Below are 25377 nucleotides of genomic sequence, written 5' to 3' on the forward strand. Positions count from 1 at the left end.
TGGTGGGGCCGCAGCCCGGTGGGGGTGATGTCAGAACCAGGGTGAGGGTGAGGGCGAGGTCAGGGCCCGTGAGGAAGGTCAGGACCAGTCGTCGCCCCAGGAGGCGTCGCGGGCCTGGCGGTAGTGGGTGCCGTGCCGCTTGGTCACCGTGGTGCGCTGGAGGCCGTCCTGTGTCGTGCACAGGTCCAGGAGGACCTGGCCCTTGCGGAGTTGGGGTTTGCGGATGATGCGGGCGGGGGCGGGGGCGGCGTCGAACGTGGTGGCGGCGACGTAGCTGAACTTTTCGTCCTCGTACGGGAGGGAGCCGCCCTTGACCTGGCGGTGGAGGGAGGAGCGGTTGACCCGGGCGGCGAAGTGGCACCAGTCCTGGCCCGGGACGATGGGGCAGGTGTCGCTGTGCGGGCAGGGGGCGACGATGCGCAGACCGGCTTCGGTGAGCTGGGTGCGGGCCTCGCGGATGCGGAGGTAGCCGTCGGGGGTGCCGGGTTCGATCAGGACGACGGCCTGGGCCGCGGTGGCCGCCGCGGCGACGACGGCACGGCGGTCCTCGGGACGGAGTTCCCCCAGCACGTAGGAGACGGTGACCAGGTCCGTGCCGGCGGGGACCGTCAGGCCCTCGCCGATGGTCTGCCGCCGCCATGCGGTGTCGGGCAGGTTCTTGGCGGCCAGTTCCCGGCCGAGGTCGAGGGCGGGCTGCGCCCAGTCCAGGACGGTGCTGTGGTGGCCTTCCCAGGTGGCGGCGGTGGCCCAGGTGGCGGCGCCGGTGCCGCCGCCGATGTCCACATGGGTGGCCGGGGACCAGTCCGGGACCCGGGCGGCGAACGCGGTCAGCGCGGCCCGCACCGCCTCGAAGGTGGCGGGCATCCGGTAGGCGGCGTACGCGGCGACATCGGCGCGGTCCCGCAGCACCGGGGCGTCGGTGGGCGTACGGCCCCGGTAGTTGGCGATCAGCCGTTCCACGGCCTGCGCGGCCTGTTTGGGCGGCAGACCGTCGAGCAGGCCCGCCAGCGCGGCGCGCAGTTCCTCATGCATGACCGAAATTCTACGGGGCCCCGCGGTGTGCCCTGCCTGGTCAGGTGGCGCGGGACGCCGCACGGGCCAGCCGGGTGGCGGCCGCGGCCCGGGGAGCGCTGCCGCTGTTGCGGCGACGGGGGTGGACGGTGTTGGCGAGGAGGACGAGGAAGGTGTCGGTGGCACGGTCGAGGACCAGGCTGGTGCCGGTGAAGCCGGTGTGCCCGGCCGCGCCCCGGCCCGCCAACTCGCCCATGAAGTAGGGCTGGTCGACACCGAAGCCGAGGCCGGGCGGGTCCAGGAGGGCGGCCACGGCGTCGGGGCCGAGGATCCGGGCACGGCCGTACGCGCCCCCGTTGAGCAGCGTGCGGCACAGCACGGCGAGGTCCTGGGCGGTGGAGAAGAGCCCCGCATGACCGGCCACCCCGCCCAGCGCCCAGGCGTTCTCGTCGTGCACCTCACCGCGGACCATGCCGCGGTCCGCCTTGGCCCAGGGCCGCCGCTGGTCCTCCGTCGCCGCCACGCCCTGCGGCGCCAGCGGGCCGTAGGAGGTGCTGGACATGCCCAGCGGGCCGGTGATGCCGTCCCGGATCAAGGCGTCCAGCCGCTCCCCGGTGCGCCGCTCCAGGATCAGCTGGAGGGCGATGAGGTTGAGGTCGGAGTAGAGGTGCCCGGCGCCGGGCCTGCCGGACGGGGCCGCCGCCTCCGCCCACAGGAGGGCCAGTTGGTCGCCGCGGTCCCGGTGGTCGTGGAACGGCAGCTCGGGGGCGAGCCCGGAGGTGTGGGTGAGCAGCTGCCGTACGGTGATGCCGCGGGCGAAGGCGGGCAGGTCGGCCCGGACCTCGTCGTCGAGGGCCAGCCGGCCGCGTTCGATCTGCTGGACGGCGGCGATGGCCGTGAAGAGCTTGCTGAGCGAGGCGAGGTCGAAGACGGTGCCGACCCGCATCGGCTCCCACAGATCGCGGGGCAGGTCGAGGCCGCGGTCCCGGTCGGGGTCGTAGGCCCGGAAGCGCAGCGCCCAGCCCGCGGCGGCCTCGGCGGCGACGACCGGGCCCCGGCCGGCCAGGACGACGACTCCGGGCGCCCAGGGCGGCCGGCCCTCGGGCAGCGCCCGCACGCCGCGGACCAGCCGTTCCATGCATGCGGGATCCAGTCCCGCCCGGGACGGCGTGCCATAGGTGAGTCTCGGTGCGTTCAGAGCCTGGTCCTCTCGCCCGCCGTGCTCCCGTTGTCCTCCTCCCTACGCTGCCACGGGCGGCACATCCCCAGGAAGCTCACGAGCGCCAATATGGCGCAGGAGAGTTGCACCAGGGCCATCGGCAGGGCCGTCCGCTCGCCCGCGATGCCCACCAGCGGGGAGGCCACCGAGCCGAGCAGGAAGGTCGAGGTGCCCAGCAGCGCGGAGGCGGAGCCGGCCGCGTGCCGGGTGCGCAGCAGCGCCAGGGTGTTGGTGCTCGGCATGACCAGGCCCATCGCGGCCATGAGGACGAAGAGGCCGGCGGCCACCGGGACCAGGCCGACCCGGCCGAAGACGCCGGAGGACATCAGGAGCAGAGCGGCCGCGGCGAGCGCGATCACGGCCAGTCCGGTGCCGAGCACCTTGTCGAGGCCGACCCGGCCGACCAGGACCTTGCCGTTGAACTGGCCGACACACACCAGGCCGACCGAGTTGATGCCGAAGAGCAGGCTGAAGGTCTGCGGGGAGGCACCGTAGATCTCCTGCACCACGAACGGCGAGGCGGAGATATAGGCGAAGAGGGCGGCGAAGGCGAAGGCGCCGACGAGGAGGTAGCCGGAGAAGGCCCGGTCGGCGAGCAGATCGCGCATGGTGCGCAGGGTCTGGCCGAGGCCGCCGGAATGCCGGCCCTCGGGCGGCAGGGTCTCGTCGAGCCGGCGCCACACCAGGAGGGTGAGCGCCACCCCGACGGCGGTCAGCACGACGAACACCCCGCGCCAGTCGGTGATCTGGAGGATCTGGCCGCCGATGAGCGGGGCGACGACCGGCGCCACCCCGGATATCAGCATCAGGGTGGAGAAGAACCGGGCCATCGCCACGCCGTCGTACAGATCGCGCACCACCGCCCGCGCGATGACGATGCCGGCCGCGCCCGCCAGGCCCTGCAACAGGCGGAAGGCGATGAGGAGTTCGGCGGTGGGGGCGATGGCGCACAGGGCGGTCGCCAGGATGTAGATCACCATGCCGGCAAGCAGCGGGCGGCGGCGTCCCCACTTGTCGCTCATCGGGCCGACGATCATCTGGCCCAGCGCCATGCCCGCCAGGCAGGTGGTGAGGGTGAGCTGGACGGTGGCGGCCGGGCTGTGCAGGGCGGCGGTGACCTGCGGCAGGGCCGGCAGATACATGTCCATGGAGAGCGGCGGGACCGCCGTGAGGCCGCCGAGGACGAGGGTGACGAGGAGTCCGGTGCGGCGGGACGCGGCACGTGCGGCCGGTGCGGCCGGCTCTGCTGCTGCGCCCCGCTCGGCTATTGCGGGAAGGTCCTTGGGATCGGCCGCGCCGGGCTCCGTCATAGGTGTCTCCATGGGTCATCGAGGGCTGCACCATGGTGTCATGCACGGGACGCCTCCCGGCCGTTTCCGGCCCGGTCCCTTGGACCTAGGACGGGCGTCCCGGAGGCCTAGGGCGGAGGTCCAAGGGGGCCTGGGACGGACGTCCCGGAGACCGGGGACGGGCGTCCCGGGCCCCCGGGTGCGGACGCCCGGATCAAGCGGGCTTGAGCCCCGGATCGCCCGCCTCGGTGACGAAGGAGGCGGCGGTGCGGACCGGCGCACCGGGGGTGGTGACGGCGGTCACCGTGCGGTAGTCGGCGCGGGCGGTGTCCTGGTCGAGGGTGACGGTGAGGTAGCCGCGCCGGCCGTTGTAGAACTTCAGGTGCGGGTTGGCGGCCAGGTAGGTGTCCCAGTTGGCGGGCTTGTCGGCGCCGTCCTTGCCGCTGGCGATCGAGGTGGTGACGAACTCGACGCCCGCGGTGCGCGAACCGGGGTTCTTGAAGTCCTTCTTGATGTCGAAGGCGTAGTGGACGTGCACATCGCCGGTGAGGACGACGAGGTTGTCCACGCCCGCCGACTCCGCGCCCGCCAGGACCCGGTCACGGGAGGCCGCGTAGCCGTCCCAGGCGTCCATGCTGAGCTGGTAGCCGGCGCCGGTGGCATTGCGCCGCTCGGAGAAGGTGACCTGCTGCGGCAGCACGTTCCAGCGCGCGGAGGACTGCCGCCAGCCGTCGATCAGCCAGCGCTCCTGCGCGGCGCCGGTCAGGGTGCGCCCGGGGTCCAGGGACTCCGGGCCCGGGGCGTGCCAGCCGTCGCCGTAGGCCTGGTCGGAGCGGTACTGGCGGGTGTCGAGGATGTCGAACTGGGCGAGCTGCCCGTACTGGATGCGGCGGTAGAGCCGGGCGTCGGCGCCCTGGGGCCGCTGCGGGCGGCGCAGCGGCTGGTTCTCCCAGTACGCCCGGTAGGCGGCGGCGCGGCGGACGAGGAACTCGGCGGGCGGGAGGTGGTCCTCGCTGATGTCGGAGGCGTAGTTGTTCTCCACCTCGTGGTCGTCCCAGGTGACGATGAAGGGGTGCGCGGCGTGCGCGGCCTGGAGGTCCGGGTCGGACTTGTAGAGGGCGTAGCGCAGCCGGTAGTCCTCCAGGGTGACCGTCTCACGGTTGAAGACCGCGGGCAGCTCGCGGTCGGTGTAGTTGCGCACGCCGCCGGCCGCGCTGACGGGGTACTCGTAGAGGTAGTCGCCGAGGTGGAAGACCACGTCGAGGTCCTCCTCGGCCAGGTGCTTGTAGGCCGTGAAGTAGCCGTCGTGGTAGGCCTGGCAGGAGACCGCGGCGAGCTTCAGGGCGGAGATCCGGGCGCTGCGGGCGGGCGCGGTGCGGGTGCGGCCGACCGGGCTGATCCAGCTGCCGGCGCGGAAGCGGTAGTAGTAGACGCGGTCGGGCGCGAGGCCGGTGGGCTCGATGTGCACGGAGTGGTTGAACTCCGCGTGCGCGTCGGCGCGGCCCTGGCCGGCCAGCCGCTTGAAGTGCTCGTCGTAGGCGACTTCCCAGCGGACGGTGACGCGGGCGTCCGGCATCCCGTTGCCGGGCTCGTACGGACGCGGGGCGAGCCGGGTCCACAGCACGACGGAGCCGGGCTGCGGGTCACCGGAGGCGACACCGAGCGTGAAGGGGTTCTCGGTGATCTTCCGTGCATCGGCCTCGGCGGCGTATGCGGCGCCCGTGCCCGGAAGGTTGGTCGCGAAGGCGAGCGCGGCGGCGGCTCCGGTGGCGGTGAGAAAGCGGCGGCGGCCGAAGTGCGCGGCAGCGGCCCGGATCTCCTGCTCGTGCGGTGCGTGGTGCGTCATCTGGCCCTCCCCTGGCGGTGGTTGTCCCCAGTGATTGGAGGGGCGCGGGACGGCGTGACGCTGTCCCATGCACGACGCATGCATGACAGGTGGATGAGGACTGGGCCCGCACCGGACGCCGTCGGACAATCGCGGCACCCCAGGTGCCTCCGTAGGATTCGGGGCATGGCTGAACTGATGGTGCGCGACGGCACCTGGACCTTCGACGACGAGGTCGTACGCATCGTGCCGGGGCGTGAACGCGGGGTGCACAAACTGCGCCAGGATCTGGGGGAGTTCACGGTGCCGCTGGCCGCGATGGCCGGGATCGCCTACGAACCGGCCCGCAAGGGCGGCCGGCTGCGGCTCCGGCTGCGGGACGGCGCGGATCCGCTGCTCCAGGTCACCGGCGGCGGCCTGCCGGACGAGGCGAGCCCGTACCAGGTGGCCGTGGACGCGGCCCGGGTCGATGTCGCCGAGTACTTCGTGGACGCGGTGCGGCAGGCCCTGATGCTGGAGCAGATACCGGACGGGCCCGTCGACCGCTATCTGCTGCCCGGCCCGTCCGTCCCGCTGTCGGCCGCCGGAGTGGACGGGATCGCCTCCTTCGACGGCGAGCGGGTGCAGCTCGAATGGCGCTGGAACACCAGCGAGACCAAGCGCCACTGGGGCCCCAGGGACTTTGCGCTGGCCGACCTGGAAGCGGTGGAGTGGCGGGCCGCCGCCGGGCTGGAGTCCGGCTATCTCCGCTTCCGGACGCGCGGCAGGACCGAGCGGTTCGCACCGGAGAACGACCCCAACTCCATCGAGCTGTGGGGCTTCAAGAAGGAGAGCGGCACGACCGCGCTGCTGGCGGCCGCCGTCGCGGCACGGCTGCCGCACCCCTCGGCCGGCCCGGACAAATCCCTCACGCCGGGCACCCCGGCCGCGGCGGCGCTCGCCCCGCCCGCGCCCGAGGCGTCCGCGCGGCCGGCGGGCGGGGGAAGCACCGCCGCCGCCGACGACGACCATGACGCGCTGCTGCGCCGGCTGCGCGAACTGGGCGAGCTGCGCCGCGAGGGCATCCTCACCGAGGAGGAGTTCACCGCCACGAAGGCGGCGGTCCTCCAGCGCTTCCACACCACGGGCTGAGTCGCGGCGGCCGCGGCCGGTCCGCTCCCCGTACGCCGTTTACGCTGCCGCCATGGCAGAGAACACAGCGGGACCGGCAGCGCGGACGACACCGATGGCACGGGCCGGGCAGGTGGGCGGCACGGCGACCGCGGCGCGGCCCACCCTGCCGGCGCCCACCTCCCGGGGCGGGCAGAGCGCGCAGACGGCGCCGGCGGCACAGGAGGCACGGCAGGGCGGTGCGGCGCCCCGGAAGGTGGCCGTGGTCACCGGCGCGGGCTCCGGCATCGGGCGGGCGGTCGCCCATGCGCTGGTCGCCGACGGCTGGACGGTGGCCCTTGCCGGGCGGCGCGCCGAGGCCCTGACGGAGACCTCCCGGCTGGCGGGCCCGGTGGACACCGACGGCCCCGCGATCTTGACGGTGCCGACCGATGTCACCCGCCCCGACGAGGTCGACGCCCTCTTCGCCACCGTCCGCGAACGGTTCGGCCGGGTCGATCTGCTCTTCAACAACGCGGGCACGTTCGGCCGGGCGGCGCCGCTGGAGGAGCTGACGTACGACGACTGGCGCGCGGTCGTCGACGTCAACCTCACCGGCTCCTTCCTCTGCGCCCAGGCCGCGTTCCGCGCCATGCAGCACCAGGACCCCCGGGGCGGACGCATCATCAACAACGGCTCGGTCTCCGCGCACGCCCCGCGCCCGCACTCCGTCGCGTACACCGCCACCAAGCACGCGATGACCGGACTGACCAAGTCGCTCTCCCTGGACGGCCGTCCGTACGGCATCGCCTGCGGCCAGATCGACATCGGCAACGCGGCGACCGAGATGACCGGCCGGATGCAGACCGGCATTCTCCAGGCGAACGGGCAACTGGCGGTGGAGCCGGTGATGGACGCGGCGGACGTCGCCCGCACGGTGGTGCACATGGCGGGGCTGCCGCCGGCCGCCAATGTGCAGTTCGCGACGGTGATGGCGACCAACATGCCCTACATCGGCCGGGGTTGAGACCGCACCGGGCCGGACTGCGGCACTGACCGGACGAGGGCGAGCCCGGCGCCCGGCCCGGACATCGAATCCCCGTACGACCCCTGCCCTCCTGCCGCTTCCGGTGGCACCCTTACCTCGGATCCGCACCACTCGTCTGCCGGGGCCGCCCGCGCGCGGCCCCGTTCCCCCGCGACCGCGTGCGCCCTGCCGTGCGCGGCCCCCGCAGAAGGAGTCACGCGTGAGACGAACCGTTCGTGGCATACCGGCAGTTCACGGCATAGCCGCGCCGCACCCCGCGCACAGGTCCCGGGCCGCCCTCGGCGCTCTGACGGCCGCCGGTACGCTGCTCGCCCTGCTGCTTCCCACCGGCTCGGCCGGCGCCGCCACCCCGCAGCACTCCCACCGCTCCCCCGGCCCGCAGACCACCTCCGGCGCCTTCTGGACCGCGGACCGGATGCGCGCCGCCGCTCCCCTGGACCTCGCCACACCCGCGAAGAAGGCGACCCCCGCCGCGGTCCCGCGCAGCGCCCCGCTCAAGGTGGCCCCCACCCTCCCGGAGCTCCCGAAGGTGCCCGCCGCCTCGTTGCTCCCCCAGACGCTCCCCCAGGCCGGCGGGCCCTGGACCGGCGGAGGCGCGGTCACCAAGACCACCGGACGGGTGTTCTTCACCTACCAGGGCCGCACCGCCTCCTGCTCCGGCGACGCGGTGACCAGCAGCAACAAGAGCACCGTGATCACCGCGGGGCACTGTGTGAAGCTGGGCGGCGCCTGGCACACCAACTGGGTCTTCGTCCCCGGCTATCACGACGGCGAGGCCCCGTACGGCAAGTGGCCGGCGGCCAAGACGCTCTCGACTCCCCAGTGGACGGCGAGTGAGGACATCAACTACGACGTCGGCGCGGCGGTGGTCGCCCCGCTCGACGGCAAGAAGCTCACCGATGCCGTCGGCGGCCAGGGCCTGTCCTTCAACTCCGGCTACAGCAAGGCGATGTACGCCTTCGGCTTCCCCGCGGCCGCCCCGTACGACGGCAGCAAGCTGATCTATTGCAGCGGCACCACCATCAAGGACCCGCTGTTCTCCACCGACCACGGTCTGGCCTGCAACATGACCGGCGGCTCCAGCGGCGGTCCCTGGTTCACCACGTTCGACGAGAAGACCGGCACCGGCCTCCAGTCCTCGGTGAACAGCTTCGGCTACCAGTTCTGGCCCAACACCATGTTCGGCCCGTACTTCGGCGACGACGCCAAGAACCTCTACACCACGGCCCAGTCGTCCTGACCCGCTCCTCGGGGGCCGTACGGCGCCATCCGTGCGGCCCCTCGGGCAAGCCCCTCAGCCGGAACCCGCCTTCCCCGCGCCGGCCGGCACGACCGGCAGCAGCAGGAAGGACGGGTGCTTCCCGCCGCTGAGGAGCGTCGTCCGGCCCGCGTAGACGTCCGAGCCCCGGTCCTCGGGGTCGGTGTGGACGAAGGTGCCGTTGCCCCGCATGGCGACCCCGAACGCCGTCGGCCACGGCCCGGCGCCCGGGAACGCGAAGTCCCGGCCCAGCACCGATACGCCGAGGCGGTGGCCCGCCGGGACGACCACCGACGTCGGCCAGATCTCGATCTCCAGATCGACGGGTTCGCCGGGGGTGAGCGGCTGCCGCTCGTCGAAGGTGTGCCAGGGCCGGTACGGCTTGCTGCGCGCGGCGTCGAGCTTGCGGAACGAGGCCCGCAGCCAGCCCAGCCCGATCGCGCCGTGCGGGTCCATCGCGCTGACGAAGGTGACATCGCGGCCGTCGGGGTCCTGCACCCGGAGGGTGAGGAAGAGGTCGGCGTCCGTGGTCGACGAGGCCACCCGCAGCGACGCGGACCCGGGCCCGGTCAGCTCCAGCTCCTCGGCCAGCGGCTCGGTCCAGAAGGTCAGGCCGTCCCCGAGCGCCTCGAACTCGGCGCTGCGCTCACCGGGGTCCGCCGCCGGCGCGAGAGCGCCACGGACGAGGTCGAGGTGGAACGCCGTCCACCGGGTCCGCGCCAACGGCCACTCCTCCTCGGCGCGTTGCTCGAAGCTGCCGTCGGCCCGCCGCACATTGAGGAAGACCGGCGGCTGCTTGTCCCAGCCGGTGTCCTGCCCCTGGAGGAAGTGCCCGAAGAAGCGCTTCTGGAGGCCGACCCCGTAGTCCGTGTAGAACTCCACCCAGTGCTGGAGCCCGTGCACTTCCAGCCACTTCTGCTCGCTCGCGACGCCCGCATACCCCTCGAACCCGCCCCGGGTGTGCAGGTGATGCGCCCAGTTGGCCGCGGACAGCACGGGGACGGTGATCCGCGCCAGGTCCGCGCTCCGCTCCCGGTAGTACGCGTCGAGCAGCGCATGGTCGTGCAACGCGGCCACCGTGTCGGCGGCGTTCTTGGCCCGCTCCTCCTCGCTCAGGACCCCGGGGCCGGTGACCGGAACCCCCGTGACCCGGTGCCGCGGACTGTCGGGGGCACCGTGCTGCATCGAGGCGACCTGGACCGGATACCAGTGCGGGAGGAAGACGTGCAGGATCCCGCCGTGATGGGTGAGTTCACGGTAGAAGTCGGTGGCCCCCTCCCAGGGGCAGATGGCGGCGAGGTGCGGCGGCCGCAGCGCCGCGACCTGCCACTGGTTGACCGCGTAGTACGAGATGCCGAGCAGCCCCACCCTGCCGTTGCTCCAGGGCTGGGCCGCCGCCCACTCGATGCAGTCGTAGTAGTCCTGCGTCTCGCGCGGCGAAAGGATGTCCAGGTATCCGGGCGACCGTCCGGCGCCGCGCGAGTCCACCCGGATCACGACGTAGCCGTCGGGCACCCACTTCTCCGGATCGGCCGTTTCCCAGTTCTGGTAGCGGTTCGAGGACCCCGCGACCGCGTCCGGGTGTTCGGCCTCCAGCGTGCGCCACATGGGGGCGAACCCCTCCTGAAAGGCAAGCCCCTTGGCGTACGGCCCCAGGCTCATGATCACGGGATGGGTCTCGCCGTCGTCCGGCAGGAAGACATCGGCGCGGAGCTCGACCCCGTCGCCCATTGTGATCGGCGCATCCCAGTCGACGAGCATCACACCGCCCTCGGAGCAATCCCCCGGGCACTACCGCAGCAGCAGCCGTCCGCCGACGGTCGGCCGCCGTTCCCTCCTTCCATTGTCCGCGGGTATCCGTGGCGGCGCCACGGCGTGCCGGCGCGGAGCGGGAACGGCGGCGACGGCGGACGGGCCGGCCGGTACCCGCTCGTCCGGCGCACCGCTCTGACCACGGCAAACCCACCCGACCGCCGGGTAACTTCTCCCTCACGGAGGAACCGGAGGGCTGCACTACACTCTCGCGAGGCGAAATGCGTCTGACATGCAGCGAATTGCGGGGTGATCCGGACGTTCCGGCGGGCAACGGACGTCCCCCAGGCCTCGGCGAGGAGGAAGGGCCGGGTGCGAGCCGGCGCCATCTTTGGCTTGCGAGGGGCTTCCGCTTTCCCGTCCCGCTGAGGAACATTCCGCACGGTATCCCTCTGTAGCCTTGCCGTCACTCCGGCTGAGGTGGCTGAGCCGGTACGCACCTGCACGACGCCCGACCGGAGGAGGGGCCGTGGCGCGCCCAGCTCTCGTCACCGGCCCTCGTCGCCGGCGAGGCGGCAGGCCGGCGGCAGTACCGGCCGGGGAGGCCGGCCGTGCCATGACATACCGACAACCCGACACCCGCCGAGCTCGACGTCAATCCGGGCCCCGTACCGTCTTGTCCTCGCCCCGCGCGCAGCAACAGCCGTAGGAGTACCCGTTCATGTGGTGGCCCCGCCGCAATGGTTCATCGCAGCAAGCAGAGCTGCCGCAGCCCGCTCCTCGCCGGGCCCCCAGCTCCCCGTGGACCTCCCTCCGCGAGCAGTTGGCGGTCTTCTTCGCCACCTGGTCCGTCACCCGTCTCGTCCATCGCGATCTCGGGCTCTCCGGCGTACGGGACATGCAGGGCCTCGTCGACGCGGTGGCCGTGCGGCGCAACAAGCCGATCACGATCACCGAGGTGCCGCTTCCTCAGCAAGTGTCCGGTTTCTGTGCGCGGGGCAAGGACCGTGACTTCATCGTGGTGGACTCCACCGCGAACGAGCTGACCCGCCTCCACGCCAGCCTTCACGAGCTGTTCCACCTGTGGGAGGAGCACCCGGCCGACAGCGGCTCCTCCGACCAGCCCATGACCGAGGAGACCGTGCGGCAGCTCCTTCCCGGGCTCAAGGCGGGGCCGGTGCTCCAGATCCTGAACCGGTCGCACTACGACAGCGCTCATGAGCGACGGGCCGAGGCCTTCGCCACCGTGATGCTCCAACGCCACCTGGAGCTGCGGCGCGACCAGAGCACCACCGGGTTTCTCTCATCGGCTCTCTCCCACAGGAGGTCGGGTGTCTGAGAGCACCTCGAACGTCGTCTACCTGGCCATCGCGATCATCGACTTCGTGATCGCCGGCTGGAAGTGCCTGGCACTTCTGCGCGACCGCACGCCCACCCTGTCCTTGATCACCGTGAACTTCGTGGCGTCCGGCCTGGTGTTCGCGATGGCCGCGCCGGCGGGGTACCGGATGCTGGGGGAGCTCACCGGCAGCCCGAGCTTCGCCACCCTTCCCGTATACATCGGCATCCTGAGCTGCTTCTCGCTGCTCCACCTGCTCACGATGCTGTGGGACCCGCGGTTGCGGCAGCGCCCGGCGGTGCTGCGCCGCAAGGTCACGGTGTGGTCCGCGGCGTACCTGGCGGCACCGGCCGTCATGGTCGTCACGTTCTGCTCCGCCGACCTGTCGGGGCCGACGAACCCCCTCGAATTCAACACGAACTTCGCGGGTGACCCGCTGATCCAGGTGTTCCTGGGGGTCTTCCTCACCACGCTGACCTGCGGAACCCTGAGCACCTACCGGCAGTGCCGCAAGCTGAAGCTGGAGGGCCCCCGATTCCAGCGTGCCCTGCGGTCCTTCGGCACCGCCATGCTGTTCGTCTTCGGCTATGTGGTGTGCTGGGTCCCGGCCATCGTTCTGGCCGCCTTCGGCAACCACGCCCTGGACACGGTGGGGGTGCTCGGCTCCACCTTCGGCTCGATCGGCGCCCTGATCACCAGCTACGGCCTCTCCGGTGCCGCGGTGGGCGCATGGCTGCGCGAACGTCGTGACATCAAGGCCTTGCAGCCCTTGTGGGATCTCGTCGTCGAAGGAGTCGACGAGGACCTCGCGTTCAGCGTGGACAGCGCACGGAGCCATCGCCTGGCATGGAACGTGGGATTCAACCTGCACCGCCGCGTGATCGAGATTCTCGACGGGATGCGAGCGCTGCGGCCCTGGCTGTCGCCGCTGCCCGCAGCCGCGGTATACGCCGGGCACGAGCAGGAGACGTCCCAGGGCGCCGGTGACGCCCGGCGCCTGACGGATCAGGAACTCCAGGCGGCCGCCACGGCCGCTGCCCTGCGGGACGCGGCACAGCGCCTGCAAGCCGCCCGGCGTGCGGCGGCGCTGCACGGTACCGGTCACCCCCAGGCGCCCGCGGGCCCGCAGGTGGCCCTTCCCGGCGAGGACACCCCGGCCTCCGGCGAACGCCAACGGCTGCTGCGCGTCGCCCAGGCGCTCACGGCCCCGCTGGTCACCGCAGCACTTGAGGACGTGCAGGAACGGCGTTCCCGGACCGAGGTGGCCGAGCGGAAGTAGCCGACCGGAGCGCGGGGTTCGGACGGACCCCGGTGCCGTCTGTCCCGCCGGACGGCTACGGCAGAATTGGCCCGCCCCGTGCCGGCGTCGGTGCCCGGACCAGGCCCGGCGCCCTGGAGCGCGGGGAACGTCAGTCAACTGGGGGATCTTGTGAAACGCGCTGTTGTCCTGGGCGGGAGCATCGCGGGGCTGTACGCCGCTCGCGCTCTGAGCGACCACGCCGACGACGTCGTCATTCTCGACGCGGAGGACACGGGGGAAGACGGCACGGGCCGCGGCGCTCCGCAGCGACACCAACTGCATGCACTGCTGTCCATGGGACACACCCAACTCGAGCGCTGGTTCCCCGGCATCACCGGCGAACTCGTCGCCGGCGGGGCACGCCTGGGGACCGGCCCCGAGGTGCAGTTCTACGTGGACGGAGCGCTCAAGGCTCCCGTGGCCGACATCCGGATGCTGGGCGCCACCCGGCCGTTCATCGAAAGCCGCGTCCGCCGGCGGGTGGCGGCCCTGCCGAACGTCCGCGTCCTCCAGGGGCAGGCCCGCGGCCTCCTGTTCGGCGCCGGCCGGGTCCGGGGCGTGCGGTACTCGGCCGCCGAGGACACCTCGGCCGCGCCCGGTCACGAGAGCGAACTGGACGCGGACCTGGTGGTCGACGCCATGGGGCGCTCCAGCCGCCTGGGCAGCTGGCTGCTGCGCGGCGGGTGGGACCATGCTCCGCTGGACCGGATGCGGATCGACCTCGGCTACGCCACCGCCGTCTTCCGGCGCGGGGACGAACTCCCCGGCACGGTCGTCGCCCACGCGTCCCCGGGGCCCGCCAGCGGATACCAGCCCACGCTCAGCGAACCAGGGGCGATGGTCGCGGTGGAGGACAACCGCTGGATGGTGGTACTGGCCGGCTACACCGGCCACCGCCCGGGGCGCGATCCGGGCGAGTTCCTGGCCCGGATGCGGCGCTGTGTCGGCCCGTTGCGCGAGATAGCGGACCGCTGCGCCATGGACGGCGACATCCGGACCTTCCACTTCCAGGAGAGCCGACGACGCGACTTCACGCGGCTGCGCCGGTTCCCGGGGGGACTGGTGGCGGTGGGAGACTCCGTCGCCTCGGTGAACCCGGTCTACGGGCAGGGCCTGACACTTGCCGCCCTCCAGGCCTCGTGCCTCGCCGCCGCCCTGCGCGCCGGGGCCGCTCCGCACGATCCGGCCTGGGACTACTTCCGCCGAGCCGGTGTGGTGGTCGACGCGGCCTGGCAGGTGTCGGCGACCGCGGACCTCGCCCAGCCGCATGTGAAGGGCCCCTACCCCCGTGGCTACCGGCTCGTCCGCTGGGCCGGTGACAAGATCATGGCAGCCTCCGTCATCGACTCCCGCGTCAACCAGGCCTTCATGGACGTCGTCCATATGCGCCGGCACCCGAACACGCTGACCCGCCCTCGTCTGCTGGCCAGAGCGGCACGGGTGCTGTCCACTCGCTGAAGCCCCCGCCGCGCACGGCCCGTGCGGCGATGCCGCAACGGATCAGGCCCCTCCTTCGCGATCACCTAAGGTAAGCCCGGACCGTCAAGAAGGAGGGGAGCACCACGATGGCCACATGGCCGAAGGCTCTCGACCAGGCAGAGATCACGGACCCCGCACTGCGTCGCGACTACGACGAGCAGCGCCGGCTGGTGGCACGGTACGCCCGCCCCGAGTACACGGCCGTGCGCCTGCTGCTCCCCGCAAAGCTCGTGCCCGACATCATCGCCGCGACCGCGTTCATGCACCACAGCGACAACCTCATCGACCAAGGGCCGGTCGATACGCGGATCGCGGCGCTCGGCGACTGGGAACGCCAGGTGCACGCCGCCCTGGAGAGCGGCACCTCCGGCCAGCCCGTTCTGCGGACGCTTGTCGACACCATCGCCCGGCAGCCGCAACTCCGGCAGCACGTCGAGGACTTCCTCGCCGGCGCGCCCCTGGAGGTGCGGACGGAGGGTTTTGCGTCGGAGAGCGACTTCCAGCACTACGTCGACGGCTATTCGCTGCCCGCGTTCCTGCTCATCGCCTGCCTGCTCGGCGGAGCACCCGCGGAGAAGTACGTGGCCGGCTGCCGCACCTTCATCGAGGCGAGTCAGCGCCTCGACTTCCTGAACGACATCGCCGAAGACCTGAGCAACGGGCGCCTCGGCATCGCGGAAGAGCACCTCGCCCGGCGCGGCCTGACCCGCACCGACTTGAGCACCGAGGACGGCGCCCCCGACGGGTTCCGGGCGCTGCTCCGTGACCAGGCCCGGCAGGCCCGTTCAGGGCTGGCGGCGTCGTACGGGCTGGTGGACCTGGTCCAGCCGCACAGCCGGCCGTTCGTCCGTGCTCTGATCGGCATTCAGGGCCTCACGCTGCGAGCAGCGGCAAGGAAGGGCACCGCGCTGCTCCAGGGGTCCGCCCGGCCGAGTGTGGACGCGGCGCTGCGGATTCTGGTCCGGGAGTACGTGGCAGCGCGTCGGCAGCGGGGCGCGAAGCAGTAGCGGCAGTAGCGGGCACCTCGCCGGGAACGGGCGGGAAAGGCGAGCTGGGCCGGCGGCAGGATTCCCCGGCCGGCCCGTTCAGTTGCCGCGCCGGCCCGGGGGCGTACGGTCGTCGCTCTCGGGCCGCGCCAGGCCCAGCAGCCCCTGGATCAGCGGAAAGACCCGTCTTCTGCTCTTGGACGGCAGGGAGCGCATTCTGTCCGTGAGCTCCCGCACCTCGGGATCCTCGCTCTCCGGCTGGCTCAGCGCCTCGGAAAGCGCCTCCCGGAGTTCCCGGTCGATCTTGCTGTCGCCGCTGGTGCCGCTGCGCATCGCCAGCCGGTTGATGCCCTTGCCCCTGAGCAGCGCGAGATGGGTCAGCTGCTCGTGCGTCGACTGCAACGCCCGGTAGAGCGCCTGCCGTTCGGTGGCGGTGAAGAAGCCGGGCTCCACGTCGAAGAACTTCTCCAGCTTCCGGGTGACGTCCAGCCCGGGGCTCTTCCGCTTTCCGTTCAGGAGGTAGCCGACCTGGCCGTGGGAGATACCGGCCCCCGCGCCGATCTCGTCGAGGGTGTACATCTTCCCGTCGGGCTTGCGTCTGGTCTCCCGCAGGAAGACCAGACGCTCCTGGAAGGAGTCCTGCACGCTCTCGGACTCGTTGCCGTCGTGATCGAGCAACGCCTGTACGCGAGGGACCGCGATGCCCGTCCGGTGCGAGATGTGGTCCATGTCGATGACGTCGCGCCCGAGCTCCAGGTCCCTCAGCAGCTCGTCGATCGATGCCACGACGGCTTGGAGACCATCCGCCGGGTGCGCGTCTGAGGCATCCATGGCGATGGGTGGACTCCTGGTCGGTAGACGGGCGGTCGGCCGCGCACTCGCCGCCGCTCCGAGGTTAACGGTCGCACGTACGGTACGCCATGAGTGTCACAACAATTGTGTCAGAGCAGTCTACCGGCGCCCCGGGAAACGGCCGTTGGCACTCCTGGATTAAACGATTGTTGACAACGGTGGTTGGGTTGAAGGATGCTCGCCGGGACGGTGGCACCGTGCGGAGGGGCGTTCACGTCTGCGCGGAACCGGCCGAACGCACCGGTCACGTGCCGACCGCACCCGAGCACGAGTCGTTCATGCGTCACAGGAGTGCCTTCATGTCGTGGCCCGCCACGGCACGCTGACACCGCATACGTCACCGCACCCGGTCGACGGCTCCGCAACTGCCGTCCCTCACAGCGGTGGTGCCGGGCTCCACAGGGGAGAGCCCGGCACCACATTCTTCTTCGGGACGTACGCGCCCACGCGATACGGCCTCGCCCACGAGGCGACGCACCTCAGCCTCTGCTGCGCAGGCCGACCGAGCCCGGCCGTCCCGGGACTCTTGTCCGAAAGGGCCGGGAAAAGAGAGAGCCCAGCTCAGAGGAGCTGGGCGGCGGACGAGTCGGCCTGTACGCCGGGTTCTGTCGCCCCCGGTCCTTGCGGGCCGGGGGGAGACGGCCATCCATCTAGGGCTGCCGTTGCCGGCAGCCTCGTGCGGTCTACCCGCGGACTCGGGCGGGCAGCCCTCAGTCGTCCGCGCAGAGACATCAGCCGATGTCTCCTCTTGACCTTGCTCCAGGTGGGGTTTACCTAGCCCTCCGAGTCACCTCGGAGGCTGGTGGTCTCTTACACCACCGTTTCACCCTTACCCGGTCCTTGCGGTCCGGGCGGTCTGTTTTCTGTGGCACTGTCCCGCGGGTCACCCCGGGTGGGCGTTACCCACCACCTTGCCCTGTGGAGCCCGGACGTTCCTCGGGAGGATCGTAGATCCCCACGCGGCCGCCCGGCCGGCTCGTCCGCCGTGCCGACCATGCTACCCGTAGGGGGCACCTCCCCTCGCCGGGCTCTCCCCGGTTCCCGGCCGGGGCTGTTTCCGGCGCTCCCCCGGATTCGCTCTTGACCTTGTCCGCCCTTGACCTTGTCGCAGCGGCAACGTTTGTACTGGGCACATGAGAATCGGTGAGCTCGCAGGTCTGATCGGTGTCAGCACCCGTGCCGTACGCCACTACCACCACCTCGGACTGCTGCCCGAGCCGGAACGCCGTGCCAACGGCTACCGGGAGTACGGGCTGCGGGACGCGGTCGCGCTCGCGCGGGTGCGCCGGCTGACGGAGCTGGGGCTCGGGCTGGACGAGGTGCGGGACGTCCTCGCCGATGACGCCGGGCGCGAGTTGCACGAGGTGCTGGCCGAACTGGACGCGGATCTGGCCCGCCAGGAGGAGGAGATCCGGGCCCGGCGGGGCCGGCTGGCGGCGGTGCGGCGGCAGGCGGAGGAGCACGGCGGGCTGCCCGCGGAGGGCCCCGTGTCGGACGAACTCGCGGCGCTCTTCGCGCAGATGGCCCGCACCTCGGCCGCGCGCCCCGGTCCGGAGCCCGCGATGGCGGCGAAGGAGCGGGAGGTGCTGGCGCTGCTCGAATCGACGGGCGGCGAGGGAGGGAACAAGCGGATGGTGGAGCTGCTCGCGGAGATGACCGCGGCACCGGGGGCGATGGACCGGACGTACGAGGTGTACGGGCTGCTCGATGCGCTGGCGGAGGCGGGGACGGATGATCCGGGGGTGGAACAGGCCGGGCAGGCGCTCGCCGACTGCATTCCGGACGCGGTGATCGCCGCGCTCGGCCGGGAGCACTGGGAGCGGGCGGCCGGGGCGGGCGCGGAGGCGGACGGCGGCTTCATGACGGCCTACTACGCCCAGTTCACGCCCGCGCAGGCCCAGGCCGTCCGCAGGGCGATCCAGCTGCTCACGGAGCGTGCGGGGTGAGCCGGCGGACGGCGCTGCGCCGGCTGGCCGCCCACGAGGCGCGGTGGCAGATCAGCCTGGCCCGCTGGGTGGCGCGGCAGCGGATCGGCGTGGCGCCGGGCGACCTGGCCCTGGGGTATGCGGCGGCGCTCGTGTACGGGCTGACGTTCGTGTGTGTGGTGGAGACGGTCGGGGTCAGCGTGCTGCTCGCCGGTCTTCCGGGGGTGCACGCGGTGATGCTGGTCGTCGACGTCTACACGGTGCTGACGATCCTGGGGTTCCAGGCCGCGGCGGTCACCCGGCCGCATGTGCTGACGGCGGACACGTTGTGGCTGCGGGACGGTGCGCGCCGGGAGATCCGGATACCGCTGGAGCGGATCGCTGCCGTCCGCTACGACCTCCGGTTCGTCGCGGCGACGGAGAAGGACGGTGACGGGGTGGTGGAGCTGAGGGTGGGCGGCCAGACCTCGGTCACCGTCGAGCTGTCCGAACCGGTCGTGGCCGTCCGGCTGTTGGGGCGGCGGGAGACGGTGCGGACGGTGCGGTTCCATGCCGACGACGCGCGGGCGGCGGTGGCGGCACTGCGGGCGCGGCTGACGGAGGCGGGCGGCGGCGCGGCACCGGAGACGCGCCGGGCCACGGCGCCGGAGACGGGCGGGGGCACGCTCAGGCAGGGGTGAAGCGGACCGGGCGGCGGCCCGGTTCGGCTTCGGCGAGGCGGACCGGGATGCGGCGGCCGAGGGGCAGCGCGGGGCCTTCCGGGGCGGCTTCGACGGTCCCGATGACGGCCGGGTCGTAGAGGTGGACGATGCCGTGGGTGGGGTCCTTCTCCTCGATCTCGACGACCAGCGCCTCGAAGACCTCGCCGACCCGGTCCCGCAGCAGCGCCGCCTCGACGAGGTCGACACAGGACCGCTCCACCTGGTTGGCGCGCCGGGTGCCGGTCTCCATCTCACGGGGCAGGGCGGGCAGCGCGCTGCGCACCCACTCGGCCGGTTCGACGCCGGCCGAGGCGGCCAGGCACAGCTCGGAGGTGTAGCGGTCGGCCAGCCGCCGCAGCGGCGCGGTGGCATGCGCGTACGGGGCGGCCACCGCGGCGTGCGTCGCCTCGGAGGCCGGGGGCGCGGTGCCGTCGAAGACGGTGTAGCCGGCGCCGCGCAGCAGGGCGGTGCACTCCTGGAGGAACGCGGCGTGGGCGGGGCGCCGCGGGTCGAGCGTGCGGATCAGCGCCGCGTACGAGGTGTGGTGGGGCCAGTCGACGCCGAGCGCGCGGGCGGTCAGCCGGAGCCGGGCGACCGAACCGTCGGGGGCGGTCGGCAGCGTACGGAGGATGCCGGTGCCGGAGGCGAGCATCAGCTCGGCCGCGGCCATGCCGGTGAGCAGGGAGATCTGCGCGTTCCAGCCGTAGGCCGGGAGCGGGGCGCGGTATTCGAGGGTGTAGCAGCCGTCCCGCTCGACGATCTCCTGCTCGGGGACGTTCAGGGAGATCGCGCCCCGGTCGACCTCCCGCTTCTCCCGCAGCAGCCCGATCTCGCGGAGCAGGGCGAGCGGTTCCTCGGCCGTCCCGTCGTCGAGGATCCGCTGGACGCCCGCGTAGTCCAGCCGGGCGCGGGAGCGGACCAGGGCACGGCGTACGGAGGCGGCGGTCAGGGCCCCGTCCGCGTCCAGGTCGAGCTGCCACAGGACGGCCGGGCGGTCCCGGTCGGGCAGCAGGCTGGCGGCGCCCTCGCTCAGCACCTGCGGGTGCAGCGGCACCCGCTCGTCGGGGAAGTAGAGGGTCGTCACGCGGTGGTGCGCCTCGGCGTCCAGGGCGCCGCCGGGTGTCACGAAGGAAGCGACATCGGCGATCGCGTAGTGGACGCGGTAGCCCCCGCCGGGGCGCCGGGACAGGAACATGGCCTGGTCGAGATCGAGGGAGCCGGGCGGGTCGAGGGTGAAGAGGGGGAGCTCGGTGGCGTCCTCCAGGGTGTGCTCGGTCGCCACCGCGCCGTCGGCTGCCAGGATCCGCGGGGCGCGGGCGGCGCTGTCCGCCTCGGCCTGTGCCGTGGGCGGGAAGTGGTCCGGGATCTCCAGCTTCCCGCGCAGCTCACGCAGCGCGACACGCAGCGGGGCCTCGGCTGCGTCGGTCACATGCATATGGAGACGGGGCATGAAGTCGAGCGTATGGCGGGCGGCCGCTCCCGGCGCGGCGTGCGGGCGGCGGCCCCGGGCCGCCCGGGGCGGCTCGCGGGTTCTCCGTCCGCCCGTCGCAGGCCATACGCTTTCCCGGGGCCGCATCCCCGCCCGTACCGCCGTGAAGGAGAAACACCGTGCTCGTGCTGTTGCCGCCGTCCGAAGGGAAGGCCACGGGAGCGGCCGGGGCGCCGCTGGACGCCGGTGCGCTGTCGCTGCCGGGGCTGGCCGCCTCGCGTGCGGCGGTGCTGGAGGAGCTGGTCGAGCTGTGCGCGGCGGACGAGACCAAGGCCCAGGAGGTGCTCGGGCTCAGCGAGGGCCTCAAGGGGGAGATCGCCAAGAACGCGGGGCTGCGGACGGCCGGGACGCGGCCGGCCGGGGAGATCTACACCGGGGTGCTCTATGACGCGCTCGGCCTGGCGTCCCTGGACGCTGCGGCGCGGAAGCGGGCCGAGCGGTCGCTGCTGGTGTTCTCGGGCCTGTGGGGCGCCGTACGCATCGGCGACCGCATTCCCTCCTACCGCTGCTCGATGGGCGTGAAGCTGCCGGGGCTCGGCGCGCTGGGCGCGTACTGGCGGGCGCCGATGGCGGAGGTGCTGCCCGCGGTCGCCGGGGAGGGGCTGGTGCTGGATCTGCGCTCGGCGGCATATGCGACGGCCTGGAAGCCCAAGGGCGAGGTGGCCGGGCGTACCGCGACGGTGCGGGTGCTCCAGTCGAAGACCGTGGCCGGGGTGGAGAAGCGGACGGTGGTCAGCCACTTCAACAAGGCGACCAAGGGGCGGCTGGTGCGGGATCTGCTGACGGCGGGTCTGGAGCCGGCCGGCCCGGCGGAGCTGATGGAGGCGCTGCGGGGGCTGGGCTATGCGGTGGAGGCGGAGCCCCCTGCGAAGGGCGGCAAGGCGTGGGCCGTCGATGTGATCGTGACGGAGCTGTAGGGCGCACCCGCAGGGGTGCTGTTGCGGCATGCGCAACGTTCGTTGCGGAGGGTGGGCGAGTGGGCGCACTATGGGCGGCGTGACTCGCGCCGCCTCCTCCCCCGGTCCCTCCACTCCTCCCCCGCTCCCGGCATCGCTCGGGCGGGGGGACCCCCGTGAGCGGACGGGAGCCCCGTCCAAGCCCTCGGCGTCTCCCACTTCCTCGGTCCTCGGGCTCGCCCCCGTCATTCCCGTCGTCGTGCTGCATGATGCGGCCGACGCCGTACCGCTCGCCCGTGCGCTCGTCGCGGGCGGGCTGCCCGCGATCGAGGTGACCCTGCGGACGCCCGCCGCGCTGGACGCGATCCGGGCCGTCACCGACGAGGTCCCCGAGGCGGTGATCGGCGCGGGCACCGTGCTCACCCCCGGCCAGGTCGAGGCGGCCCTGACGGCCGGCTCCCGTTTCCTGGTGAGTCCGGGCTGGTCACCGCGGCTGCTGGGCGCGATGAAGGACTCCGGTGTGCCGTTCCTGCCGGGCGTCTCGACGGCTTCGGAGGTGGTGACCCTGCTGGAGGAGGGGATCACCGAGATGAAGTTCTTCCCGGCCGAGGCGGCCGGCGGCACCGCCTACCTCAAGTCGCTGGCCGCGCCACTGCCGCAGGCCCGCTTCTGCCCGACCGGCGGCATCGGCCTGGCCTCGGCGCCGTCCTACCTGGCGCTGCCGAACGTGGGTTGCGTCGGCGGCACCTGGATGCTGCCGGACGAGGCGCTGGCCACGAAGGACTGGGACCGGGTGCGCCGGCTCGCCCAGGAGGCGGCGGCGTTGGCGGCCTGAGGACCGCTCGCGCGCACGGGGACCTCAGGACCGGTCGCGCGCACAGGAGCCTGAGGGCCGCTCGCGCGCACGTGAAAGGGCCCGGCACATCGACCACCGATGTGCCGGGCCCTTTCGCGTACCTGCCTGGCGTACTGCGCCCCGGAGCCGCGGCCGCTCGTGCCACCGCGACGAGGGGCGCTATCGCAGATGCGAGGTGTCGTTCAGCAGCCGCAGCGAGGCGTTGCCGTCGGAGTAGTACGCGACGACGGAGAGCGACGCCGCGGACAGCTCCATCCGGAACAGCGACTCCGGCGGGGCGCCCAGTGCCAGCCGGACCAGCGTCTTGACCGGGGTGACGTGCGTGACCAGCAGGACGGTCTTGCCCGCGTACCGGGCGAGGAGCTTGTCGCGGGCGACGGCGACGCGGCGGGAGACCGTCGCGAAGGACTCGCCGCCTCCGGTGGGCGCCACCTTGGCCGAGCCGAGCCAGGCGTCGAGGTCGTCGGGGTAACGCTCCTGCACCTCGGCGAAGGTCAGTCCCTCCCACGCCCCGAAGTCGGTCTCGCGCAGGCCCTCCTCGATACGGACCTCCAGACCGAGCCGGTCCGCGACCGCCCCCGCGGTCTCCTGGCAGCGCCGCAGCGGTGAGCTGACGATGGCCTGGATCGTGCCGCGGGCGGCGAGCCCGGCGGCGGTGGCCTCGGCCTGCCGGCGCCCGGCGGCGGAGAGCGCGGGGTCGGTGCCGCCGCTGCCGGAGAAGCGCTTCTCGGGCGTCAGGGGGGTCTCGCCGTGCCGCAGCAGGACGAAGGTCGAGGGCGGGCCGACATCGGGGCCCCAGCCGACCGACGGGGCGCTCGCGGAGACAGCCTCCTCCGCTGTGTCCGCGGCCTCGTCGGCGGCCTGTGCGGCGGCGCTGCGGGCGGGCGCCGCGGCGGTGGCGAGCGCCGCCCTGGAGTCGCGCGGCTCCCACTGCCGGCCGATCTTCCCGGCATCCATCGCCTCGTTGGCGAGCCGGTCGGCGTGCTTGTTCTGCGCGCGCGGGATCCACTCGTAGGTGACCTGGCCGGGCGGGAAGACCGAGGCGGCCTCGGCGGCCAGCGGCTTCATGTCCGGGTGCTTGATCTTCCAGCGGCCCGACATCTGCTCGACGACAAGCTTGGAGTCCATCCGCACCCGGATACGGGCCTGCGGATCGAGCGCGTGCGCCGCCCGCAGACCGGCCACCAGGCCCTTGTACTCGGCGACGTTGTTGGTGGCGGTACCGATGAACTCGGCGGCCTCGGCCAGCGCCTCGCCCGTCTCCGGGTCGAGGACGACCGCGCCGTAGCCGGCCGGCCCCGGGTTGCCCCGGGACCCGCCGTCCGCCTCGACGATCAGCGTGCGCGACACGGCCTACAGGCCCGATTCGGGCGTACGGACCAGGATGCGGCTGCAATTCTCGCAGCGCAGCACGGCGTCGGCGGCGGCCGCCCGCACATCGTTGACCTCGGTGATGTTCAGCTCCAGCCGGCAGCCCTCGCAGCGGCGCTGGAAGAGACGGGCCGCGCCGACGCCGCCCTCCTTCGCGCGGATCTTGTCGTAGAGCTTGAGCAGATCGGCCGGGATGTCGGCGACGGTCAGCTCACGCTCCTTGGTGACCGTGCCGCGCTCGGCGTCGATCTCGGCGTAGGCGGCGTCCCGGCGCGTGGCGGCGTCGTCGACCTTGGCCTGGATGGCCTCGACCCGGCCGGTGAGCTCGGTGACCCGCTCCTGGGCGCTCTCGCGGCGCTCCATGACCTCCAGGACGACGTCCTCCAGGTCGCCCTGGCGCTTGGCCAGCGAGGTCAGTTCGCGCTGGAGGCTCTCCAGGTCCTTGGGGGAGGTGACGGCGCCGGAGTCCAGGCGCTTCTGGTCGCGGGCGGCGCGCTGGCGCACCTGGTCCACGTCCTGCTCGGCCTTGGTCTGCTCGCGGCTGGTGTCGCTCTCCTCGGTCTGCGCGGCGACGAGCAGGTCGCGCTGCTGGATGAGGTCGGCCTCCAGGGTCTGCAACTCGGCCAGCTCGGGCAGGTTGTTGCGCCGGTGGGCGAGCTGGGTGAGCCGGACATCCAGGGCCTGGATGTCCAGAAGGCGGATCTGGTCGGCGGGCGCGGCGTTCAGCGTGGGGCTCCTGTGGTGTGGGTCGGGGCGAAGACGGGGGTGGACGCCGCGTGGGCGGTCCAGGGGTCGGTGACCGTACGGGAGACATGCGTGCGCAGTCCCCAGTCGTGCCGGTCGGAGACCGCGTCGAGCTGGGCCGCGGCCTGCTCGCACCACGGCCATTCGGTGGCCCAGTGGGCGGCGTCGAGCAGCGCCGGAGGGCTGTTCCGTGCGTCCTGTGTGGCCTCGGAGGCCGGGTGGTGGCGCAGGTCGGCAGTGAGGAAGGCATCCACACCGGCCGCCCGTACGTCGTCGAAGAGGCTGTCGCCGGAGCCGCCGGAGACGGCGATGGTCCGGATCTCGCGGTCCGGGTCACCGGCCGCCCGGATGCCCTGCGCGGTGGCGGGCAGCCGGCCGGCGACGTACGACGCGAGGTCGGCGAGCGTCATCGGATGCGTCAGCTCGCAGATCCGGCCCAGGCCGCGGCGGCCTGCCGGATCGCTCGGGTCCGGGACCAGCGGACCGACGATGCGCAGGTCCAGGGCGCCGGCCAGGGCGTCGGAGACACCGGGGTCGGCGGTGTCGGCGTTGGTGTGCGCGACGTGCAGGGCGATGTCGTGCTTGATGAGGGTGTGGACGGCCTTGCCCTTGAAGGTCGAGGCCGCGACCGTCGTCGTACCCCGCAGATAGAGCGGGTGGTGGGTGACGAGGAGGTCGGCGCCGAGCTGGACCGCCTCGTCGACGATCTCCTGGACCGGGTCGACGGCGAACAGCACACGGCGGACCTCGGCGCCGGGATCTCCGCAGACCGTGCCGACGGCGTCCCACCCTTCGGCCCGCTCGGGGGGCCAGAGGGCGTCGAGCGCGGTGAGGACTTCAGACAGTACGGGCACGGGTGGAAGGTTACCTGCCGGCGGTGACTCGGCGCCGGGCCCTCGGGTCCGCTCCCCCGCCCCGCCCTCTCCCCTGCCGAACCCTTCCTTGAAT

General features: G+C 72.7%; 21 protein-coding genes and 1 other RNA gene. 11 read left to right on the forward strand and 11 right to left on the reverse strand.

The features are described 5' to 3' along the window. Positions 1–78: 78 nt before the first annotated feature. From M8I34_RS33405 to M8I34_RS33420, 4 genes are all read right to left on the reverse strand, one after another. Positions 79–1032 (reverse strand): small ribosomal subunit Rsm22 family protein, encoded by a 954-nt coding sequence (locus tag M8I34_RS33405; protein WP_250056037.1) that lies wholly within the window; start codon positions 1030–1032, stop codon positions 79–81. Positions 1033–1072: 40 nt separating this feature from the next. Continuing rightward, a complete protein-coding gene (locus tag M8I34_RS33410) occupies positions 1073–2149 on the reverse strand; it encodes a serine hydrolase (RefSeq protein WP_250056038.1) in 1077 nt (358 codons plus the stop codon). A gap of 56 nt (positions 2150–2205) precedes the next feature. After that, positions 2206–3540, reverse strand: a complete 1335-nt coding sequence (locus M8I34_RS33415; RefSeq protein WP_250056040.1) for a multidrug effflux MFS transporter — start codon at positions 3538–3540, stop codon at positions 2206–2208. Between the two features lie 193 nt (positions 3541–3733). Next, on the reverse strand, positions 3734–5365 hold the full coding sequence (locus tag M8I34_RS33420) for an alkaline phosphatase (protein WP_250056041.1): 1632 nt from the start codon (positions 5363–5365) through the stop codon (positions 3734–3736). 165 nt (positions 5366–5530) lie between these two features. On the opposite strand from M8I34_RS33420, the gene M8I34_RS33425 reads away from it, so the two are divergent. From M8I34_RS33425 to M8I34_RS33435, 3 genes are all read left to right on the forward strand, one after another. Continuing rightward, positions 5531–6475 (forward strand): DUF4429 domain-containing protein, encoded by a 945-nt coding sequence (locus M8I34_RS33425; protein ID WP_250056043.1) that lies wholly within the window; start codon positions 5531–5533, stop codon positions 6473–6475. A 94-nt stretch (positions 6476–6569) separates the two neighbouring features. Continuing rightward, a complete protein-coding gene (locus M8I34_RS33430) occupies positions 6570–7460 on the forward strand; it encodes an SDR family oxidoreductase (protein ID WP_250056146.1) in 891 nt (296 codons plus the stop codon). A 220-nt stretch (positions 7461–7680) separates the two neighbouring features. Beyond that, entirely contained in the window at positions 7681–8721 is a 1041-nt protein-coding gene (locus M8I34_RS33435; protein ID WP_250056044.1) for a peptidase, read from the forward strand. Positions 8722–8775: 54 nt separating this feature from the next. Here the strand turns inward: M8I34_RS33435 and M8I34_RS33440 are convergent, their stop codons facing one another. Beyond that, positions 8776–10500 carry a CocE/NonD family hydrolase gene (locus M8I34_RS33440; protein WP_250056046.1) on the reverse strand — a complete coding sequence of 575 codons (1725 nt, stop codon included), beginning with the start codon at positions 10498–10500 and terminating at the stop codon, positions 8776–8778. Between the two features lie 712 nt (positions 10501–11212). Between M8I34_RS33440 and M8I34_RS33445 the strand changes: the two genes are divergently transcribed. The 4 genes from M8I34_RS33445 to M8I34_RS33460 all read left to right on the forward strand — a co-directional run bounded on the left by M8I34_RS33445 (position 11213) and on the right by M8I34_RS33460 (position 15616). Next, positions 11213–11830: a hypothetical protein gene (locus M8I34_RS33445; RefSeq protein WP_250056048.1), complete on the forward strand. Its 618-nt coding sequence runs from the start codon at positions 11213–11215 to the stop codon at positions 11828–11830. Then, positions 11823–13109: an MAB_1171c family putative transporter gene (locus M8I34_RS33450; RefSeq protein ID WP_250056050.1), complete on the forward strand. Its 1287-nt coding sequence runs from the start codon at positions 11823–11825 to the stop codon at positions 13107–13109. Before M8I34_RS33445 ends, M8I34_RS33450 begins: the two co-directional genes overlap by 8 nt. A 150-nt stretch (positions 13110–13259) precedes the next feature. Next, positions 13260–14588, forward strand: coding sequence for a hypothetical protein (locus M8I34_RS33455; RefSeq protein ID WP_250056052.1), 1329 nt, complete (start codon positions 13260–13262; stop codon positions 14586–14588). 107 nt (positions 14589–14695) lie between these two features. Further along, positions 14696–15616: a squalene/phytoene synthase family protein gene (locus tag M8I34_RS33460; protein ID WP_250056054.1), complete on the forward strand. Its 921-nt coding sequence runs from the start codon at positions 14696–14698 to the stop codon at positions 15614–15616. A gap of 78 nt (positions 15617–15694) precedes the next feature. Here the strand turns inward: M8I34_RS33460 and M8I34_RS33465 are convergent, their stop codons facing one another. Both M8I34_RS33465 and rnpB read right to left on the reverse strand, forming a co-directional pair. Continuing rightward, positions 15695–16426 (reverse strand): helix-turn-helix transcriptional regulator, encoded by a 732-nt coding sequence (locus M8I34_RS33465; RefSeq protein ID WP_250056056.1) that lies wholly within the window; start codon positions 16424–16426, stop codon positions 15695–15697. A gap of 599 nt (positions 16427–17025) precedes the next feature. Next, positions 17026–17426: RNase P RNA component class A (gene rnpB / locus M8I34_RS33470), an RNA gene on the reverse strand. A gap of 154 nt (positions 17427–17580) precedes the next feature. Between rnpB and M8I34_RS33475 the strand changes: the two genes are divergently transcribed. Next, on the forward strand, positions 17581–18393 hold the full coding sequence (locus tag M8I34_RS33475) for a MerR family transcriptional regulator (protein WP_250056058.1): 813 nt from the start codon (positions 17581–17583) through the stop codon (positions 18391–18393). Beyond that, entirely contained in the window at positions 18390–19052 is a 663-nt protein-coding gene (locus M8I34_RS33480) for a hypothetical protein (RefSeq protein WP_250056060.1), read from the forward strand. The genes M8I34_RS33475 and M8I34_RS33480 overlap by 4 nt, the downstream gene beginning before the upstream one ends. Here the strand turns inward: M8I34_RS33480 and M8I34_RS33485 are convergent. Continuing rightward, a complete protein-coding gene (locus M8I34_RS33485; RefSeq protein WP_250056062.1) occupies positions 19039–20523 on the reverse strand; it encodes an RNB domain-containing ribonuclease in 1485 nt (494 codons plus the stop codon). The genes M8I34_RS33480 and M8I34_RS33485 overlap by 14 nt on opposite strands. 158 nt (positions 20524–20681) lie before the next feature. Between M8I34_RS33485 and yaaA the strand changes: the two genes are divergently transcribed. Both yaaA and eda read left to right on the forward strand, forming a co-directional pair. Beyond that, on the forward strand, positions 20682–21479 hold the full coding sequence (gene yaaA / locus M8I34_RS33490; protein WP_250056064.1) for a peroxide stress protein YaaA: 798 nt from the start codon (positions 20682–20684) through the stop codon (positions 21477–21479). 70 nt (positions 21480–21549) lie between these two features. Beyond that, positions 21550–22293, forward strand: a complete 744-nt coding sequence (gene eda, locus M8I34_RS33495; protein WP_284051101.1) for a bifunctional 4-hydroxy-2-oxoglutarate aldolase/2-dehydro-3-deoxy-phosphogluconate aldolase — start codon at positions 21550–21552, stop codon at positions 22291–22293. A gap of 180 nt (positions 22294–22473) precedes the next feature. Here the strand turns inward: eda and M8I34_RS33500 are convergent, their stop codons facing one another. Genes M8I34_RS33500 through M8I34_RS33510 form a run of 3 tightly spaced genes read right to left on the reverse strand, consistent with a single transcriptional unit; the run spans position 22474 to position 25283 of the window. Next, on the reverse strand, positions 22474–23664 hold the full coding sequence (locus M8I34_RS33500; protein ID WP_250056066.1) for a bifunctional RNase H/acid phosphatase: 1191 nt from the start codon (positions 23662–23664) through the stop codon (positions 22474–22476). Positions 23665–23667: 3 nt separating this feature from the next. Beyond that, a complete protein-coding gene (locus M8I34_RS33505) occupies positions 23668–24411 on the reverse strand; it encodes a zinc ribbon domain-containing protein (protein WP_250056150.1) in 744 nt (247 codons plus the stop codon). Then, on the reverse strand, positions 24408–25283 hold the full coding sequence (locus M8I34_RS33510; RefSeq protein ID WP_250056074.1) for a Nif3-like dinuclear metal center hexameric protein: 876 nt from the start codon (positions 25281–25283) through the stop codon (positions 24408–24410). The genes M8I34_RS33505 and M8I34_RS33510 overlap by 4 nt, the downstream gene beginning before the upstream one ends. Positions 25284–25377 lie beyond the last annotated feature (94 nt).

Origin of the sequence: Streptomyces sp. MCA2, from assembly GCF_023544705.1 — a bacterium.
Lineage (GTDB): Bacteria > Actinomycetota > Actinomycetes > Streptomycetales > Streptomycetaceae > Streptomyces > Streptomyces decoyicus.